We start from the raw sequence: 16,840 nt of genomic DNA on the forward strand, positions 1-16,840 counted from the left end.
CAAGGGGTCAGACAACAGCTTGGGGCTGAATAGGGGCCGGAAGCAGCTGGCGTAGGCGGTTTGCCCCGTCGGCCAGAAACTCTACAGCAATTGGAATGTAGAAAACGGATAGACCAACCATTTCCGTATGCAGAGCGGGGTCGAGCAAACGGGTGGCATCTTTCTGAGTTGTAAAAATACGGCGTCCTGGCGCGTAATACGCTTTCATTGCCGCAATTTCCTGGACAGTGAAGGCGTGATGGTCGCTGAATTGGGCGTGGTGTACGATGTGGTAGCCAGCTGCTCGCAAGTATTCTTGTAGCGGCCCTGGCTGCGCAATACCCGTCAGCAACACAATTTCCGAGGTATAGGATGCGCCAACGAGCTGCTCCTGGCCAGTTAACGGTACCGGCTCCCCGTACACATACGTGCTGAACAATACGGGTACGCCCGGCCGGCTGTAACGGCGGACGCGCTGCTCTATTGCAAGTTGCTGCGCGGTCGTTAGAGTTGGCTCGCACTTGGTTACTATCACCACGTCAGCCCGAACTGCTCCGGCGCGGCTTTCGCGCAGGCGACCGGCGGGCAATACTTCATCCTCGTAGAAGGGTCGTTGCTGCTCGGTAAGCAACACGCTAAAGTCGGGGCGCACCCGGCGGTGCTGGTAGGCGTCATCGAGAACCACGGTACTAACCGTCGGCTGCTGTTGCAGCAATGCGCGAAGGCCAGCCTGCCGGTCTTCGCAAACTGCCACGGGCACTTGCCCCCAAAAGTGCTGGAATTGCTGCAAGGGCTCGTCGCCGAGCGTGGCTGCCGTTTCGGTGGGGCTAGCCAGGCGGAAGCCGCGGGTGCGGCGGCCGTAACCACGGCTCAGAATAGCGGGCTGCTGGCCTTGGTGGCGCAGTTCCTGCACCAGCCAAGCAACATGCGGCGTTTTGCCGGTGCCGCCCACCCGTAAATTGCCTACGCTCACGACGGGCACCACGCCGAACTGCGCCGAGGCTTTCCAGCCTTTGTCGTACAGCCAGTTGCGCACGGCCATGATGCCGGCGTACAGCCAGGCAAAAGGCAACAGCAACCAGGATAGTAGGCGAGGCATGTGGGCAAAGTTAGCGGACCAAACCCATCGGGTACTCGTACCAAGCAGGTCGCCCGTTAAATTTCACTGTATGCTCTCCTTCGCCGACCGGCTGCTGCACTTCCTCTCCACCTTCCCCGCCCCGCCTACTCTCCCCGACGAGGTGGAGGCTTATAATCCGTACAAGGACGCTACTGCGGCTGATCTGATGACGCAGTTCGGCCAGAAATACTACGCCGACCAGCACCCCCGAGTCGCTTTACTCGGTATCAATCCGGGACGTTTTGGTGCGGGCCGTACGGGCGTTGCCTTCACCGATCCGGCTACGCTTGCTGGCATTTGCGGCATTCCCAATAAGCTGCCGCAGCACCCAGAACTAAGCAGCCAGTTTGTGTATAAGGTAGTAACAGAATTAGGCGGACCAACGACATTTTATCAGCATTTCTACGTCGGTTCCCTCTACCCACTGGTATTGCTGCGCCATGGCAAAAACTACAACTACTACGATTCAAAGGCATTGACAACTGCGCTAGAACCCGATATTCGAGCCTCGTTGCAGCGGCAAGTAGACGAGCTAGGACTGGTGCGCAAGGCGGCCATCTGCTTGGGCCGCCGCAATGGGCTGCTGTTTGAACAGTTGAACAAGGAACTCGGCTTGTTCAACGAGATTCACGTACTCGACCACCCGCGCTACCTTATGCAGTATAAGCGTCGCGAACTGTCAACGCACGTGGCGCGCTATGTGGAAGTGCTAGGATCTGTTATCAATACCTAATACCTATGCCACCCCACTCGACACTTTCGATTAAAGATTTAGCATAATGCCTACTGTCCAAGACTTAGCCCGCGCGCTCGAAGCTGCCGCTCCCCTCGCCTACCAGGAATCGTATGACAATGCGGGCCTGCAGTGCGGCGACCCTCACATGGAGGTACGAGGCGTTCTTATTGCTCTCGACTGCACCCCAGCTGTTGTAGACGAAGCCATCGAGCGGGGCTGCAATGTGGTAGTGGCGCATCACCCCCTCATATTCCGTCCTCTCAAGCGCCTCACCGGTGCCAACGAAGTCGAACAGACGCTGCTGAAAGCCATCAAAAACGATGTTGCGCTCTATGCTGCGCACACCAACCTCGACAACGTGCACCACGGGGTGAACCGCAAGCTAGCCGAGAAGCTAGGCCTCGTCAACCTTCGCATCCTCGACCCCAAGCCCGGCTTGCTCGCCAAACTCGTCACGTATGTGCCAGCCACGCACACCGAAACCGTTTTGGCGGCCCTCTACGCAGCTGGTGCTGGCCAGGTCGGCGACTATTCGGCTTGTAGCTTTCGGATGGAAGGCATCGGCACCTTCACCCCCGGCGCGGGCACCAACCCGTTTCAAGGAACAGTGGGCGAGCCGGAAACCACACCCGAAGAACGTGTAGAGGTGATAGTACCCTTACACTTACAAAGCGCCGCCCTACGTGCTTTGCGACAGGCACATCCATATGAAGAAGTGGCCTACGAAATCATCAAATTAGAAAACACCAACCAGGAGGTAGGGTCCGGCATGGTGGGTGAGCTGCCGACGGCGCTGAGTCCGCAGGAATTTCGGGCCCAACTGAAAAAGGCGTTGTTGGTACCAGTTGTCAAGCACACATCGTTCGATAAACCCATAAAAAAAGTGGCGTTGTGTGGCGGCGCGGGCAGCTTTCTTATTGGGAAGGCCCGCGCGGCTGGTGCCGATGCCTACGTAACCGGCGACTTGAAGTACCACGAGTACTTCCAAGCCGAAAAACAATTGATGCTCTGTGACGTAGGCCATTTCGAGAGCGAACAATTTACCGGCGAAATATTCCAGGATTTGCTTGCGTCAACCTTTGGTAGTACTTTTGCGCTCTTCATTGCCGAGACCCATACCAACCCCGTCCATTATGACTTCTAATAACGTCGCTACTGCCCCGGCCGATGTACCCGTTGCCAGCAAGCTAGAAGCCCTGCTCAACCTGCAACGCATTGACTCGCAGCTCGACGAAATCCGGCGCGTGCGCGGCGACTTGCCCGAAGAAGTGCGCGACCTGGAAGACGAAATTGCTGGCTACGAGGTGCGCGTAAGCAAGTTCGATGAGGAAATTGCCTCCCTCAACGACCAGATCAAGCAGCGCAAGCAAAACGCTAAAGATGCTGAAGGCCTTATTAAACGCTACGAGGATCAGCAGCAGAACGTCCGCAACAACCGTGAGTACGAGGCAATTGCCAAGGAAATCGAATTGCAGAAGCTGGAAATTCAGATTTCCGACAAGAAAATCAAGGAAGCGCAGTACCAGATCGAACTAAAGAACTCCGACATAGCTGGCACTAAGCAGCGGTTGGATGAGCGTAAGAAAGACCTGGCCAACAAAAAAACTGAGTTGGATGTCATCGTAAGCGAAAGCGAAGCCGATGAGAAAAAACTCATGGAAGAGCGTTCCACGGCTACGCAGCCAGTAGAAGAGCGTCTGCTAACTGCCTACACCCGTATCCGCGGCAACGTACGCAACGGCTTAGCCGTGGTAACGGTGAAGCGTGATGCTTGCGGTGGCTGCTTCAACACGGTTCCCCCACAGCGTCAGGCTGACATTATTTCGCACAAGAAAATCATCGTGTGTGAGCACTGTGGCCGAGTTCTGGCTGACGTGGAAGCTCGCATTTCTTAAGCTCCACCTTTTCGACTTTAAAAAAGAACGGCCTCAGTGCCGTTCTTTTTTTGCCTATGAAATTTCCCGCCGAGGTGCGCAGAGGGTTTGTCTGTAGGATGCTAAGGATAGCTGTCTTGCTGGCACTTTTCTCGGCGTTCCTTGGCGAAACGCTCTGCGCGCCTTTGCGGGAATTCCGCCAACCCGAAGCAGCTGCCCCTAATGCCCTCACCCCGCGGCAAGCCCGCGCCTACGCCGAGGTGCTGAAAATGCGCCCCGAGGCCGCACGCACCTTGCTGCAAGAAACGGTTGCCAACTCGGTCGGTACGCTCTTGGTCGAGGACTGCCTTAGCATCACAGAACTAATGGTTAGCCAGGACGCTAGCCACTACGCTGCTACTATTGAGGCGCAGGACCAGCGGCTAGAAGCGCTGGAAAAGTCAAGAGAAACCGGAGCACTGCTACACTATACCCGAGCTGAAATTCAGCTGCATCAAGCGGCGGCGCAGGTAGCATTTGGGCACGAGGTGCAGGGTGCCTGGAACTTGCGGCAAGCCTACCAGCAGATGCAGGCCACGGTTAAACGCTACCCCGCTTATCTGCCAGCACGCAAGACGCTAGGCATGATGCAGTTCTTTATTGGCTCGCTGCCGGAAGGGTACCGCTGGTTTCTAAAGCTGCTCGGGTTGCCTGGCAGCATCACAAGCGGACTCAGCAACCTGCGCGCCGCCGCCCATCAGCCCAACGATTTCCAAACGGAAGCTCAGATTATTCTGGCCTTGGTGGAGGAAACCTATTATAAAAAGCCCATTGAAGCGCTACAACTCGTTTCCCGCCTGAGTGGGCAACAACCCGACAACCTGCTATTCAACTACTTGCTGATCAGCCTCAACAAAAAACAGCACCGTACCGATGCGGCGCTGGCTGCTTACCGGGCCCACCCCGGGGGAGCCGGCTACGTACCGCTCCCTTATCTGCGCCACATGGCCGCCGACCTGCTGCTCTACCAAGGCCAGTACGCGGCATCGCGCCGCGAAAACGAGCTTTTCTTAAAGGAATTCCGAGGCGCACATTACCGCAAAGACGCCTATTTTAAACTTTACCTCGCCGCTTGGCTCTCCAATGACGGCCGCGCCGCCGACCAGTACCGTCGGCAGATTGATGCCGGGGGCCGCACGATAGTGGAAGAGGATACTTATGCCCAACGCTTCTACGACGACCAACAACCCTTAAACCGCCAACTTACGCGCGCCCGGCTACAAATCGATGGAGGTTATTATCGGGAGGCGCTGCTCACGCTGGCTGGGTTCCATACTACCACCGCTACTCCCCTGCGAGACCAGCTAGAAGCACCTTACCGCCGCGCCCGTGCCTGGCAGGGCCTTGGCCGCCTTGACTCGGCCCGCGTGTTTTTCAGCCGCACTATTGCGTTGGCGGGCAATGCCCCTTATTACTTCGCGCCACAATCCGCCTTGCAGCTTGGCTATTTGTATCAAGCAGAAGGACAAACCAACACGGCCAAAACTTACTTTCAAAAAGCGCTGAGCTACCCCAAGCACGAATACAAAAACAGCACCGACACCAAAGCCAAGTTGGCGTTGGCTGAATTGAAGTAATCTGTCGTTTGTTCTTGCTTAGCCGCTGATTGTAATTCGTAGAAAGGTACCTGTATAGGTCAGCTTCCGAGTTGGCTTTCTAGACGTTGTTGCCTAAGGTCATTTGGCAACGCGCTAACCGCACGGGCTGCCTCACCTAGTATCTTCGCCCTGTGTTATCTGTTCCGCTTACCGACCTTCCCTCCGACTTCCGCACGCGTGCCTTGCATTGGGGCAGTGGCTTCACGCACTGCGCCTACTTCGAGCCCAACGACTTAGCTTATCCCGCCGGTGCCTTCGACCGACTGTTGGCAGTAGCCACGGAAGCCACCGCTACGCCTAGCACTCTGACGGAACTCCGAGAATGGCTGCGTCTTACTCCCGTTGCCGCGCCAGTTTGCGGCTTCGTTACCTACGACGTAAAAAACGAAGTGGAAGCCCTGACTAGCAATAACTTCGCGGGCTTGGACTGGCCCCATCTGCATTTCTTTCAACCCGAAACCTGGTTGCACTGGCGCGCAGACTACGTAGAGATTCATGGGAATGCTACAGGGGTACTAGAAGCTATTTTAGCTACGCCAATTCCGTCTCCAGCGCCTGCCCAGGTACCTGCTCTGCGCCCACGGATGCCGAAACAGGAGTATTTGAAGGCTGTGGCGGCCATCCGGGAAGATATTTTGAATGGCGAGGTATACGAGTTGAATCTGTGCCAGGAGTTTTACGCCGAGCAAGTGCTATTGCATCCGGTTACCGTATTTCTCCAACTCAACGAGGCGTCACCCACGCCTTTTGCTGGCTTCTACCGTTGGCACGACCATTACCTGCTCTGCGCCTCGCCCGAGCGGTTTCTGGCTCATCATCCCCCGGCCCTTATTTCCCAACCCATCAAAGGCACCATTCGGCGCGGCGCCACGCCCATCGAAGACGAACAACAACGCCTAACCCTGCTGCACGACGAAAAAGAGCGCGCCGAAAACCTGATGATAGTGGACTTGGTGCGCAACGACCTCGCCCGCGTTGCTAAAACGGGCACGGTACACGTACCCGAATTGTTTGGGCTTTACTCCTTCCGCCACGTGTGGCAAATGATATCGACGGTGCAAGCCGAGCTACAGACCGGTGCAGACCTGGTCGATGTACTGCTCGCCACCTTCCCGATGGGTTCCATGACTGGCGCACCAAAAATCCGGGCCATGCAACTTATCGAGCACTACGAATACAGCCGACGCGGCCTCTACAGCGGCAGCATTGGCTATGTGTGGCCCACCGGTGAGTTCGAGTTCAACGTGGTTATTCGCAGCCTGCAATACCGCGCCGATACGGGCTATTTAAGCTTCCAGGTCGGCTCCGCCATCACCTACGATTCTGTGCCGGAGCGCGAATACGAAGAGTGTCTTTTGAAAGCCCAGGCCATGCTAGAAGTGCTAGGAGTAACGAAAGTGTAGGACAAGAGCTAGTGGTTTAAACGTTTTAGACACACATTCAGAGCCTTAAGTGCTTGCCTCTCTACTCCGTAATTTCAGTAGCTCCTCCGTCTGCCATTCTGTCATTTTCATCCCAAAACAGCTACCTTTGCCGTTCTCCCGAACGTGAAGACGACGCCGCGACGAATATTATGTCTCAACCGCTGATTACTTTAGATTTCCTCGATACCCTGCCTACTCCCACCCCGGACGCTACCACGCACGAGGATAGCCCATCGGGTGCCGTACGCGTGAGCCCGGCCACCGAAACGGGCCGCAAACGCAAGCTCTATATCGAGAGCTACGGTTGCCAAATGAATTTTTCCGACTCTGAAATCGTGTCCAGCATCTTGTTTGAAGAGGGCTTCGATACGACCGAGCAACTGGAAGGTGCTGATTTGGTACTACTTAATACCTGCTCGATTCGTGAGAAGGCCGAACAGACCGTACGCATGCGCCTCTCCCAAATCAATGGGCACAAGAAGCGCAACCCCGGCTTGCTGGTAGGCGTGCTTGGTTGCATGGCCGAGCGCCTAAAAAGCAAGTTCCTGGAAGAGGAGAAGCTGGTAGACCTAGTAGTCGGCCCCGACGCCTACCGCGACTTGCCGCAGCTTATTCAGCAAGTAGACGGTGGCCAAAAAGCTGTGAACGTGCTGCTGAGCCGTGAAGAAACGTACGCGGACATCACGCCGGTACGTCTCAATTCCAACGGCATCACGGCCTTCATCAGCATCATGCGCGGCTGCGACAACATGTGTTCGTTCTGCGTGGTACCCTTCACGCGGGGCCGCGAGCGAAGCCGTGACGCGCACAGCATCATCCGGGAAGCGCAGGACTTAGTGTCCGCTGGCTATAAAGAAGTTACGCTCTTAGGTCAGAACGTAGATTCCTATAAGTGGGACTCGGAAGATGGTACCGAGCACGTCAACTTCGCGCAGTTGCTGGAGCGTGTGGCGTTGGTTAGCCCTGAGTTGCGGGTGCGCTTCTCCACCTCGCACCCCAAAGACATCACCGACGAGGTGCTGCACACCATGGCGCGCCACGACAACATCTGCAAATACATTCACCTGCCCGCTCAAAGCGGCAACTCCCGGGTGCTGGCTCTCATGAACCGCACCTACGACCGGCCTTGGTACGAGGACCGGGTACGTGCCATCCGCCGCATCTTGGGTGAAGACTGCGCTATTTCCACCGACATGATTTCGGGCTTCTGCTCGGAAACCGAGGAGGAGCACCAGGACACCCTGAGTCTCATGGAGTTCGTGCACTACGACATGGCCTATATGTTCTTCTACTCCGAGCGACCCGGCACGCTAGCCGCCCGTAAGTTGGAAGACGATGTGCCGCTGCCAGTCAAAAAGCGCCGCCTCCAAGAAGTAATCGACTTGCAGCAGCAGCACAGCCGCCTGCGCAACCAACTGGCAGTAGGCAAGGTGCATCGGGTGCTGGTGGAGAACTTCTCGAAACGCAGCCAGGAGCACCTAAGCGGCCGCAACAGCCAGAACCAAGTGGTCATCTTCCCTAAGAAGCACTACCAAAAAGGCGACTACGTGGATGTGCTTGTGCATAGCTGCTCGGCCAGTACGCTCTTAGGCGAAGCCGTGTAACTTGATTCTCTATACGCTCGGTACCAGCCTTCTACAACAGCTGCTATTGAGGTCTCACCATTAAGAACAGGGGTTTGCTTCTATGAGCTATCAGCTTCTTACTATTGAAGCTGAGTTGCGCACAACGCTTGATCAGCTACAGAGCTTTCTAGGTGTCGCTTTTAGTTATCGTGAAATCGAGCGGGTGTTTACCGATGCTGCGCACAACCAAGTCTCTGAGAAAGCTTACTTGTTCTATTCCAGCCGTAGCATATTCCTGCAAAATTGGTCTGTAGAAGGACTTGTAGAAGAATATGAGCCAGAAATCTTATTGTTGACGTGCCGAGGAAGACGTTGTAAATCAGTGAAATTTGGCAACTTCTTTATTGATCGTTGGTAGTTGTAAAAAGCCCAATGGGCTACCTACTATAAAATAAACTACCCTAGTTTTTCGTCTTCCTCACGAAAACCAACTTCCGACTTTGACACCTTCAGAAATACAAAGCATAAAGCAGCGTTTCGGCATTATTGGCAACGCACCTACGCTGAACTACGCCATCCAAGTGGCAGTTCAGGTGGCGCCTACCGATATGACGGTGCTGATTACCGGTGAGAGTGGCTCTGGTAAGGAGTCGTTTTCCAAGATCATTCATGCCTTGTCGCCGCGCAAGCACGGGCAGTTTATTGCTATCAACTGCGGCGCCATTCCCGAGGGAACAATCGACTCCGAGTTGTTTGGCCACGAGAAAGGTTCGTTTACGGGCGCCCAAGAAGCGCGCAAAGGCTACTTCGAGGTAACCAACGGCGGTACCATCTTCCTCGACGAAATTGGGGAGATGCCGCTTGGCACGCAGGCGCGCTTGCTCCGCGTACTCGAGAACGGCGAATTTATTCGCGTTGGCTCCAGCAAAGTGCAGAAAACCGACGTGCGCGTAGTGGCAGCCACCAACGTGAATTTGCTGGACGCTGTGCGCGAAGGGCGCTTTCGCGAAGACCTATACTACCGTCTGAACACGGTACCAATCATTGTTCCACCGTTGCGTGAACGAGGCGATGACATCTACTTACTGTTCAGAAAGTTCGCTACGGATTTTGCCGACCGTTACCGGGTAAAGCCAGTGTCGTTGACGCCGGATGCTGTGCAGGATTTGCAGCGGTTTCGGTTCCCCGGCAATATTCGCCAGCTCAAGAATGTGGCCGAGCAAATGTCGGTGCTGGAGACGGACCGGGAGGTGGACGCCCGGCGCTTACGTCAGTACCTGCCCGCCGACCAAAGCAGCCGCCTACCCATGCTGCTGCACGCCGCTGGCGCGGCAACCGATGGAGCGGGTAATACTTATTCGGAGCGGGACTTGCTCTACAAGGTGCTCTTCGATATGCGGCGCGATATGACCGACCTCAAAAAGTTGGTGCTAGATATGGCCGCCGGCCAGCGTCCGCAGGAAGCGCAGGAAATGCTGCGTCAGAACAGCCACCTGTTCACCAACCTCGCTCCCGCTCCTTACGACGCCGGCCCGCGTCCGCTCCGGCAGCCCTCACCCGATGGTGCACCAACCGAATACATTCTGGCGCCCAACAATGTAGACGACGCCACCGACTATGAGGAAGAAGCCCATCGGGTTGAAGATATTCCGCACGAAACCGAGGAGGAAACCCTTTCGCTGGAAGCCAAGGAGAAGGAAATGATTATGAAGGCGCTGAAAAAGCACCACAACAAACGCAAGTACGCCGCCCACGACCTCGGCATTTCCGAACGCACACTTTACCGCAAACTCAAGCAATATGACCTGGAACAAGCGTAATTGGCTGGCATCCCCATTGATTTGGATGCTAAGTTGCTCGCTGATTCTCACCCTGGCCCTGGCTGGCTGTTCCGTTTACTCGTTTAGTGGCACCAACATTGATCCGGCCGTAAAGACCATTTCTATTGCCACTTTTCAGAACACATCGAATAACGGTCCTTCCTATCTACCCCAACGATTTACGGAGGACTTCAAAGACTACTTCCAGCGCAATACTACCATCAAGCAGGTACCTCGTGACGGGGACTTACAGTTTGAAGGCGAGATAATTGCTTTTGATTATGCGCCTGCAGCAATTCAACAGCAGAACGGCCAGGATCAAGCGGGTGTGAACCGTCTCACGATGCAGGTGCGCATCAAATTCACGAACACCAAAGACCCTACGCAGGACTTCGAGCAAACTTTCCAGAGCAACCGCGACTTTCCGGCCACGCAGGATATTGCGCGCATCAACAATGACCCAACTGCAGTGCGTACTATTACGCAAAACATCATCACAGACGCCTTCAATAAGTCGGTGGCCAACTGGTAAGGCAACGGCCGAGTGACTTAAATGCCGTATTCTTGCCAATTGAAACCTTCGCGCTATGCGCGTTTAAATTCATGAATTACTAACTACAATCTGGTAGTCAGTAATTTATCTATTAACCCATTCAGCCCTCTATTCTATGACCCGCGCGTCGCTGTTGCACATTCTCAACCACGTGGGGAGCATTTCAGAAGCTGAAATACGAGAACTGGAGCAACTGGCGACTGCTTTTCCTTACTGCCAAACAGCTCATGTGCTGCTAGCCAAAGCTGCCCACGATCAAGGCAGTATGTTAGCCAGCCAACGCCTACGCCGAGCGGCCACCTATGCTGCCGACCGGCAACTGCTGCGGCAGTTGCTCGAACAGCCCGCTCCCGAAACCACTACCATCGAGTTTTCCGCACCGAAAGAGCTACCGGCATCGCCTGAAGCTAGTTTGCCAGCCTCAACTGCTAGTGCAAGCAGTTCCACTGCCTTTATTCAATCTCTAGTTACGGAAGACGTTCAGCCGCTGGAACTTCAGGAGGAAGAAGCCACTACGGCAGTGGAAGAAATTGTGGCTGAAACTCCAGAAGCTTCAGAGCCGGAGCCCCTACCTGCATTCGATTCAGTTACTACCGACTCGGAAACAGACAGCCAAGAGCCAATAGCTTCAGAACAAGCCCCCAATGAGCAGGCGGAGGAAAAGTTAGAAGAACCCCATAGCCCAGACACGACCGAATCGCTGGCTTCAGTTGAAACACCGGAGGAAGTTGCCGAAGCTCCTGAAGAAAGCATCGAAGCTCTGCCTGTTTCGTCACTAGACCCAGAAACCGAAGCAACTGACTCAGAACCTACTGAGCCTCCGCTTCCGACCCTTGAAGAAGGTCCGGACAGCCTGTCCATTGACCCAGATACTTCCCTCATTGGGGACGTTGCAACTATTTCCGACGCAGAGTCGGATGAGGTACTGCCAGCGGTGGCTCCGCCTATTCGGCCGCCAGTTGAAGTGGGCAGTTCTCGCTTCGAGTTCGGGCTGAGTGAGCCCAACAAGCTGCCTGTTCCGATTTTGTATCAACTGCCAGGCCTTGATGACGAGGAAGAGGCCACCGAAGAAACAGAAGATTATGCTCTGTTTCCGCCGGCGGCAACTACGGCTCTCGCTCCTCCTTTCCGAGCTGATACTGATTTAGCCTATAGCATGCTTGAGGGCGGCAGCCGTTTTGGCTATGCAATACAACTGCGAGACGACGAGTTGACGCAGCCGCTGCCAGCTACCGAATTTTTTCCGCCTGACGTCCTGCTACACGCGCATGCTGCCAGCACTAGCCAACCCGGCTCTATACCTGCACCCTCGTCCTTCGATTTGATTAATCGATTTTTGAAGGTGCAGCCCCGCCTGAAAGTACCGGGAGTACTACCCACCATCAATGAGCAGACGGATTTAGCAGCACGCAGCACGCATGCGCCGCCCGCTTTAGCATCTGAAAGCCTCGCCAAAATCCTGATCAAACAAGGTAAAACAGAGCGGGCTATCGAAATATATGAACAGCTTATGGTGCGTCAGCCGGAAAAAAGCGCGTACTTTGCCGACCAAATTCAACAACTGAAATCTTCCGAGTAGATGTACGCTGCACTCATTGTTATTATTCTTATCGTCTGCTTCTTTCTGGCCATTGTAGTGCTGGCTCAGAATCCGAAAGGCGGTGGCCTGTCAAGCCAGTTCGGCTCGGGCGGCGCTGCCAACCTAATGGGCGTAAAACGTACCGGCGATTTGCTGGAGCGCTTGACCTGGGGCTTCGCTATTGGCCTTATGGTCCTGACGCTCGGCACGCACGTACTTAGCGGCACTTCCGCTGGTGCAGGCCCAGTACGGAGCGTTAACCAACGCAAGGCGCTTGAAACTCGTTTGCCCGCAACTCCTGCACCTGCAGTTCCGGGTGCCGCAGCTCCTGGTGGCGCGGCAGCTCCAGGCGGCGCTACTGCTCCTGCCACAACGCCGCCTTCTTCGGCACCTGCTACTACGCCAGCGCAGTAGTACTTCTATAGCTACCTATTTAAAAAGGGAGCTTTCCATACGGAGAGCTCCCTTTTTTGTGGCCTTCAAGGAGAGTAATGACTCACCTACGTCAGTTCTGCCAAGTAAATTTTGGCGGAGCTGCGCTGTCAGGTGTGGCAGGCTTTGCAGCGAATGCTGACGCATTGCGCCTTTTTAGTGTTCATTCTGTCAGGTTTCGGTGGGCTGGCATAAGAAGTGAGGGGAGGCGGGCACCACCTTGTTTCAAGTAAACCTTTCAACCAAAACGTACAATATGTCGCTTAGCATGAAACCGCTGGCTGACCGCGTTATTATCGCGCCTGCCGCCGCCGAGGAGAAAACCAAGTCGGGCATCATCATCCCCGATACGGCCAAGGAAAAGCCACAGCGCGGCGAAGTAGTAGCCGTAGGCGAAGGCAAAGTGGCCGATAGCGGCACCACTATCCAGCCTCAAGTAAAAGTGGGCGACCAAGTGCTCTACGGCAAGTATGCCGGCACCGAAATCACCATCGATGGCCAAGACTACCTCATCATGCGGGAGTCGGATATCTTCGCCGTAATCTAGTTCCTATTCCTTTCTCCCTGATTCTAAACATCCTAAATTAAAGATGGCTAAGAACATCCAATTCGATACCGACGGCCGCGACAAGCTGAAGCGTGGCGTAGACAAACTGGCTAACGCCGTGAAAGTGACCCTCGGCCCTAAAGGCCGCAACGTGGTTATCGACAAGAAATTCGGTGCACCAAGCATCACCAAAGACGGTGTGACAGTGGCCAAAGAAATTGAACTGAGCGACGCCATCGAAAACATGGGTGCTCAGTTGGTAAAAGAAGTGGCTTCTAAAACTGCCGACCAGGCAGGTGACGGCACCACAACGGCTACCGTATTGGCACAGGCTATCTATGCGGCTGGTTCCAAGAACGTAGCGGCTGGCGCTAACCCCATGGACCTGAAGCGTGGCATCGACAAGGCAGTACAAGCTGTAGTTGCCAACTTGAAGACGCAGTCGAAGAAGATTGAAAACTCTTCGGAAATTGCTCAGGTAGGTGCTATTTCGGCCAATAACGACATGGAAATCGGTCAGATGATTGCCGACGCCATGGACAAAGTAGGCAAGGAAGGCGTTATCACGGTAGAAGAAGCGCGTGGCACCGAAACCGAAGTAAAAACGGTAGAAGGCATGCAATTCGACCGTGGTTACCTCTCCCCTTACTTCGTAACCAACCCCGAGAAGATGGAAGTTGAGCTCGACTCGCCTTACATCCTTATCTACGACAAGAAGGTGAGCACTATGAAGGAGTTGCTGCCCGTGCTCGAGCAAGTTGTTCAGACCGGCAAGCCCTTGGTTATCATCTCCGAAGACGTTGACGGTGAAGCTCTTGCTACGCTGGTAGTAAACAAGCTCCGTGGCTCGCTGAAAATTGCTGCGGTAAAAGCTCCTGGCTTCGGCGACCGTCGCAAGGCTATGCTGGAAGACATTGCTGTCCTGACAGGCGGTACGGTTATTTCCGAAGAGCGTGGCTACAAACTCGACAGCGCTACCCTCGACTACTTGGGTACAGCCGAGAAAATCATCATTGACAAAGACAACACGACGATTGTCAATGGCAAGGGTGAGAAAGACGGCATCACTAGCCGCATCAACCAGATCAAAGCCCAAATCGAAACCACTACTTCCGACTACGACAAGGAGAAGCTGCAAGAGCGCCTTGCCAAACTGTCGGGCGGTGTGGCCATCCTCTACATCGGTGCTTCTACCGAGGTGGAAATGAAGGAGAAGAAAGACCGGGTTGACGATGCTCTGCACGCTACTCGCGCCGCCGTTGAGGAAGGCGTAGTACCAGGTGGTGGTGTAGCCCTCGTGCGCGCCCTCGACGCTCTTGAAGGTGTGAACACCATCAACCTCGACGAGCGTACCGGTGTGAACATCATCCGCACGGCTCTCGAGTCGCCCCTGCGCACTATCGTTGCCAACGCTGGCGGCGAAGGCTCGGTAGTAGTACAGAAAGTGCGCGAAGGCAAAGGTGACTACGGTTACAACGCTCGCGAAGACAAGTACGAAAACCTGATGGCGGCCGGTATCCTCGACCCCACCAAGGTAACGCGCTTGGCTCTGGAGAATGCCGCTTCTATTGCTGGCCTGCTCCTGACCACGGAGTGTGTAATCTCTGACGAGCCAGAAGCCGAGAAAGAGCACAGCCACGCTGGCGCTCCCGGCGGAATGGGTGGCATGGGCGGCATGATGTAAGTCGAGCCGCTAGCTACTAGCTCACAAAAAAGCCCCGCTGGATTTGTCCGGCGGGGCTTTTTTGTGCAGTTATAGTGCCCTACTTTCCTGTTGTGGCGTCCCTATCGTAGCATCTCACCTACACCGGCCTAGCTTGCTATAGAAAAGGCAGCACTCACGCCAACAACGCTTGTCTTTTGTCCTGACAAAACAATGCCCGATCTGCAACAGACCGGGCATTGACAATGAAGCTATCGGGCTTGACTTAGCTAGTTACGGGCATTCATCACCCGGACCAACCGGCCGCTGATAAGAAATAGTAGCAACGACGCTACAGCTGCCGACACGACAAAGACCATGAAGAAGTCGTAGAGGCCCGTAATTTCAAAGCCGAGTAAGTGCGGATTAGCTTTGCCGGTTTCGGGATAGAGGCTGCTCATGAAACCGGCCAAGTAGTTGGCAGTAGCATTAGCCAAAAACCATACGGCCATCAACAGTGAGCTAAACTTGAGCGGAGCCAGCTTATTTACCAACGACAATCCGATAGGCGACAAGCACAGCTCGCCCATGGAGTGCAGGAAGTAGAGCGCCACCAAAAAAAACATACTCACTTTCACGCCGGGCACCATGGTGTGTACACCAAAGCACATCACCACGTAGCCCAAGGCCAACAAACCTAGGCCGATAGCCATCTTATAGGGAGAAGGCGGCTCGGCATTGCGGCGGCCTAGTGCAGTCCACAACAGAGCCATTAGCGGAGCGCCTAGCACCACAAAAATGGCATTTAGATTCTGGAAGATACTGGCGGGCAGCTCTATACCGAAAATAGTACGGTCCATCTGCTCATCAGCAAAAAACGTGAGCGAGGCAGGTGCCTGTTCGAACGCAGCCCAAAAGAAGACTACAAAAAACGACACGGCAAAAATCACCCATACCCGCTGCCGGTCACCGCTGGTGAGTGACTTGTCGGACAGAATCATAGTGGCAATACCTAGCGCAGAAACCACCAGCAGCGGCATAATGGTGGGGAACTTAGTGGAGTCAAGCCACAAAAAACCAAGTACAACAACCAGCAGCACCGGTAGTAAAGCAAAAACGCCCTTTACACCAGGCGAGTTAACTGGAGTTTCACCTACCTGCTCGCCCTCGGGAGTGTGCAGGTATTTGGTTTTTCCCCACTGGAAAATCACGGTTCCTAATAGCATTGCAACACCACAGGAAAAGAACGCCCACCGGAACATTTCAGGATGCCCCTCTCTGTCGCCGATGAGGCTCGTGACCGTGTTACCGATGAAGGAGCCGAGGTTGATACCCATGTAGAAAATGGTGTAAGCCGCGTCTTTTCGCGAATCGGTAGCCGAGTACAGCGACCCCACCATTGACGAGATGTTGGGCTTAAAGAAGCCATTGCCGATAATCATAGTGCCTAAGCCTAGATACAGCAATTGATGACTAAAGCCATGGGTATCGGCCGGGCCGTAGAAAGAGGCCGACGTGAACAGAATGAATTGCCCTACGGCCATCAGCAAGCCGCCGGTAATGATGGACCGCCGGTTGCCCCAGTAACGATCTGATATATAGCCTCCAATAAGCGGAGTTAGATAAACAAGACTTGTGTAGCCACCATAAAATTTGGAGGCAAAAGCCTTGTCCATCATCATGGCTTTGGTGAGAAACAACACCAGCACAGCGCGCATGCCATAGTAACTGAACCGCTCCCACATCTCGGTGGCAAAGAGGAGGTACAAGCCTTTAGGATGGCTGGTTTGGGCGGCTGGCGGTGCCTGTTCCCGCACAGCGGAGGTAGTCTGCATGAAGAAATTTGAGAGAGGTGAAAAGGGAAAGTGGCCGCTGGCTGCAACCAAATGCGGTTTAGTAAAGCTACAAAACTTTGTTTACTGACAGCTGTTA

The 16,840-nt window shown here is 54.6% G+C and carries 15 protein-coding genes; 13 read left to right on the top strand and 2 right to left on the bottom strand.

Going from position 1 to position 16,840, the window contains the following annotated elements; genetic code table 11:
* Window positions 1-7 precede the first annotated feature (7 nt).
* Entirely contained in the window at window positions 8-1,078 is a 1,071-nt protein-coding gene (gene lpxK, locus P1X16_RS10355) for a tetraacyldisaccharide 4'-kinase (protein WP_277228426.1), read from the bottom strand.
* Window positions 1,079-1,148: 70 nt separating this feature from the next.
* On the opposite strand from lpxK, the gene P1X16_RS10360 reads away from it, so the two are divergent.
* The 13 genes from P1X16_RS10360 to groL all read left to right on the top strand — a co-directional run bounded on the left by P1X16_RS10360 (window position 1,149) and on the right by groL (window position 14,950).
* Window positions 1,149-1,832 carry a uracil-DNA glycosylase family protein gene (locus P1X16_RS10360; protein WP_277228429.1) on the top strand — a complete coding sequence of 228 codons (684 nt, stop codon included), beginning with the start codon at window positions 1,149-1,151 and terminating at the stop codon, window positions 1,830-1,832.
* A 46-nt stretch (window positions 1,833-1,878) separates the two neighbouring features.
* Window positions 1,879-2,979, top strand: coding sequence for a Nif3-like dinuclear metal center hexameric protein (locus tag P1X16_RS10365; protein WP_277228432.1), 1,101 nt, complete (start codon window positions 1,879-1,881; stop codon window positions 2,977-2,979).
* Window positions 2,969-3,730 (top strand): C4-type zinc ribbon domain-containing protein, encoded by a 762-nt coding sequence (locus P1X16_RS10370; protein ID WP_277228435.1) that lies wholly within the window; start codon window positions 2,969-2,971, stop codon window positions 3,728-3,730. Before P1X16_RS10365 ends, P1X16_RS10370 begins: the two co-directional genes overlap by 11 nt.
* Before the next feature lie 116 nt (window positions 3,731-3,846).
* Complete coding sequence (locus P1X16_RS10375) at window positions 3,847-5,325, top strand: DUF3808 domain-containing protein (RefSeq protein WP_277228437.1); 1,479 nt, start codon at window positions 3,847-3,849, stop codon at window positions 5,323-5,325.
* 152 nt (window positions 5,326-5,477) lie between these two features.
* Window positions 5,478-6,749 carry an anthranilate synthase component I family protein gene (locus P1X16_RS10380; RefSeq protein ID WP_277228439.1) on the top strand — a complete coding sequence of 424 codons (1,272 nt, stop codon included), beginning with the start codon at window positions 5,478-5,480 and terminating at the stop codon, window positions 6,747-6,749.
* Window positions 6,750-6,919: 170 nt separating this feature from the next.
* A complete protein-coding gene (gene miaB / locus P1X16_RS10385; RefSeq protein WP_277228442.1) occupies window positions 6,920-8,374 on the top strand; it encodes a tRNA (N6-isopentenyl adenosine(37)-C2)-methylthiotransferase MiaB in 1,455 nt (484 codons plus the stop codon).
* Window positions 8,375-8,456: 82 nt separating this feature from the next.
* Entirely contained in the window at window positions 8,457-8,753 is a 297-nt protein-coding gene (locus P1X16_RS10390) for a hypothetical protein (protein WP_277228446.1), read from the top strand.
* An 82-nt stretch (window positions 8,754-8,835) separates the two neighbouring features.
* A complete protein-coding gene (locus P1X16_RS10395) occupies window positions 8,836-10,155 on the top strand; it encodes a sigma-54 dependent transcriptional regulator (protein ID WP_277228450.1) in 1,320 nt (439 codons plus the stop codon).
* Entirely contained in the window at window positions 10,136-10,687 is a 552-nt protein-coding gene (locus P1X16_RS10400; protein ID WP_277228453.1) for an LptE family protein, read from the top strand. Before P1X16_RS10395 ends, P1X16_RS10400 begins: the two co-directional genes overlap by 20 nt.
* A gap of 136 nt (window positions 10,688-10,823) precedes the next feature.
* Window positions 10,824-12,287 (top strand): hypothetical protein, encoded by a 1,464-nt coding sequence (locus tag P1X16_RS10405; protein WP_277228456.1) that lies wholly within the window; start codon window positions 10,824-10,826, stop codon window positions 12,285-12,287.
* Window positions 12,288-12,701 (top strand): preprotein translocase subunit SecG, encoded by a 414-nt coding sequence (gene secG, locus P1X16_RS10410; RefSeq protein WP_277228459.1) that lies wholly within the window; start codon window positions 12,288-12,290, stop codon window positions 12,699-12,701.
* A 274-nt stretch (window positions 12,702-12,975) separates the two neighbouring features.
* Window positions 12,976-13,266 carry a co-chaperone GroES gene (groES, locus tag P1X16_RS10415; RefSeq protein WP_206983612.1) on the top strand — a complete coding sequence of 97 codons (291 nt, stop codon included), beginning with the start codon at window positions 12,976-12,978 and terminating at the stop codon, window positions 13,264-13,266.
* Between the two features lie 43 nt (window positions 13,267-13,309).
* Window positions 13,310-14,950: a chaperonin GroEL gene (groL, locus tag P1X16_RS10420; protein ID WP_277228464.1), complete on the top strand. Its 1,641-nt coding sequence runs from the start codon at window positions 13,310-13,312 to the stop codon at window positions 14,948-14,950.
* A gap of 248 nt (window positions 14,951-15,198) precedes the next feature.
* Here the strand turns inward: groL and P1X16_RS10425 are convergent, their stop codons facing one another.
* The gene (locus tag P1X16_RS10425; protein ID WP_277228467.1) at window positions 15,199-16,743 is read right to left on the bottom strand and encodes a peptide MFS transporter; all 1,545 of its coding nucleotides are present in this window, start codon (window positions 16,741-16,743) and stop codon (window positions 15,199-15,201) included.
* Window positions 16,744-16,840 lie beyond the last annotated feature (97 nt).

The sequence above is a fragment of the Hymenobacter sp. YC55 genome, assembly GCF_029433095.1.
GTDB lineage: Bacteria > Bacteroidota > Bacteroidia > Cytophagales > Hymenobacteraceae > Hymenobacter.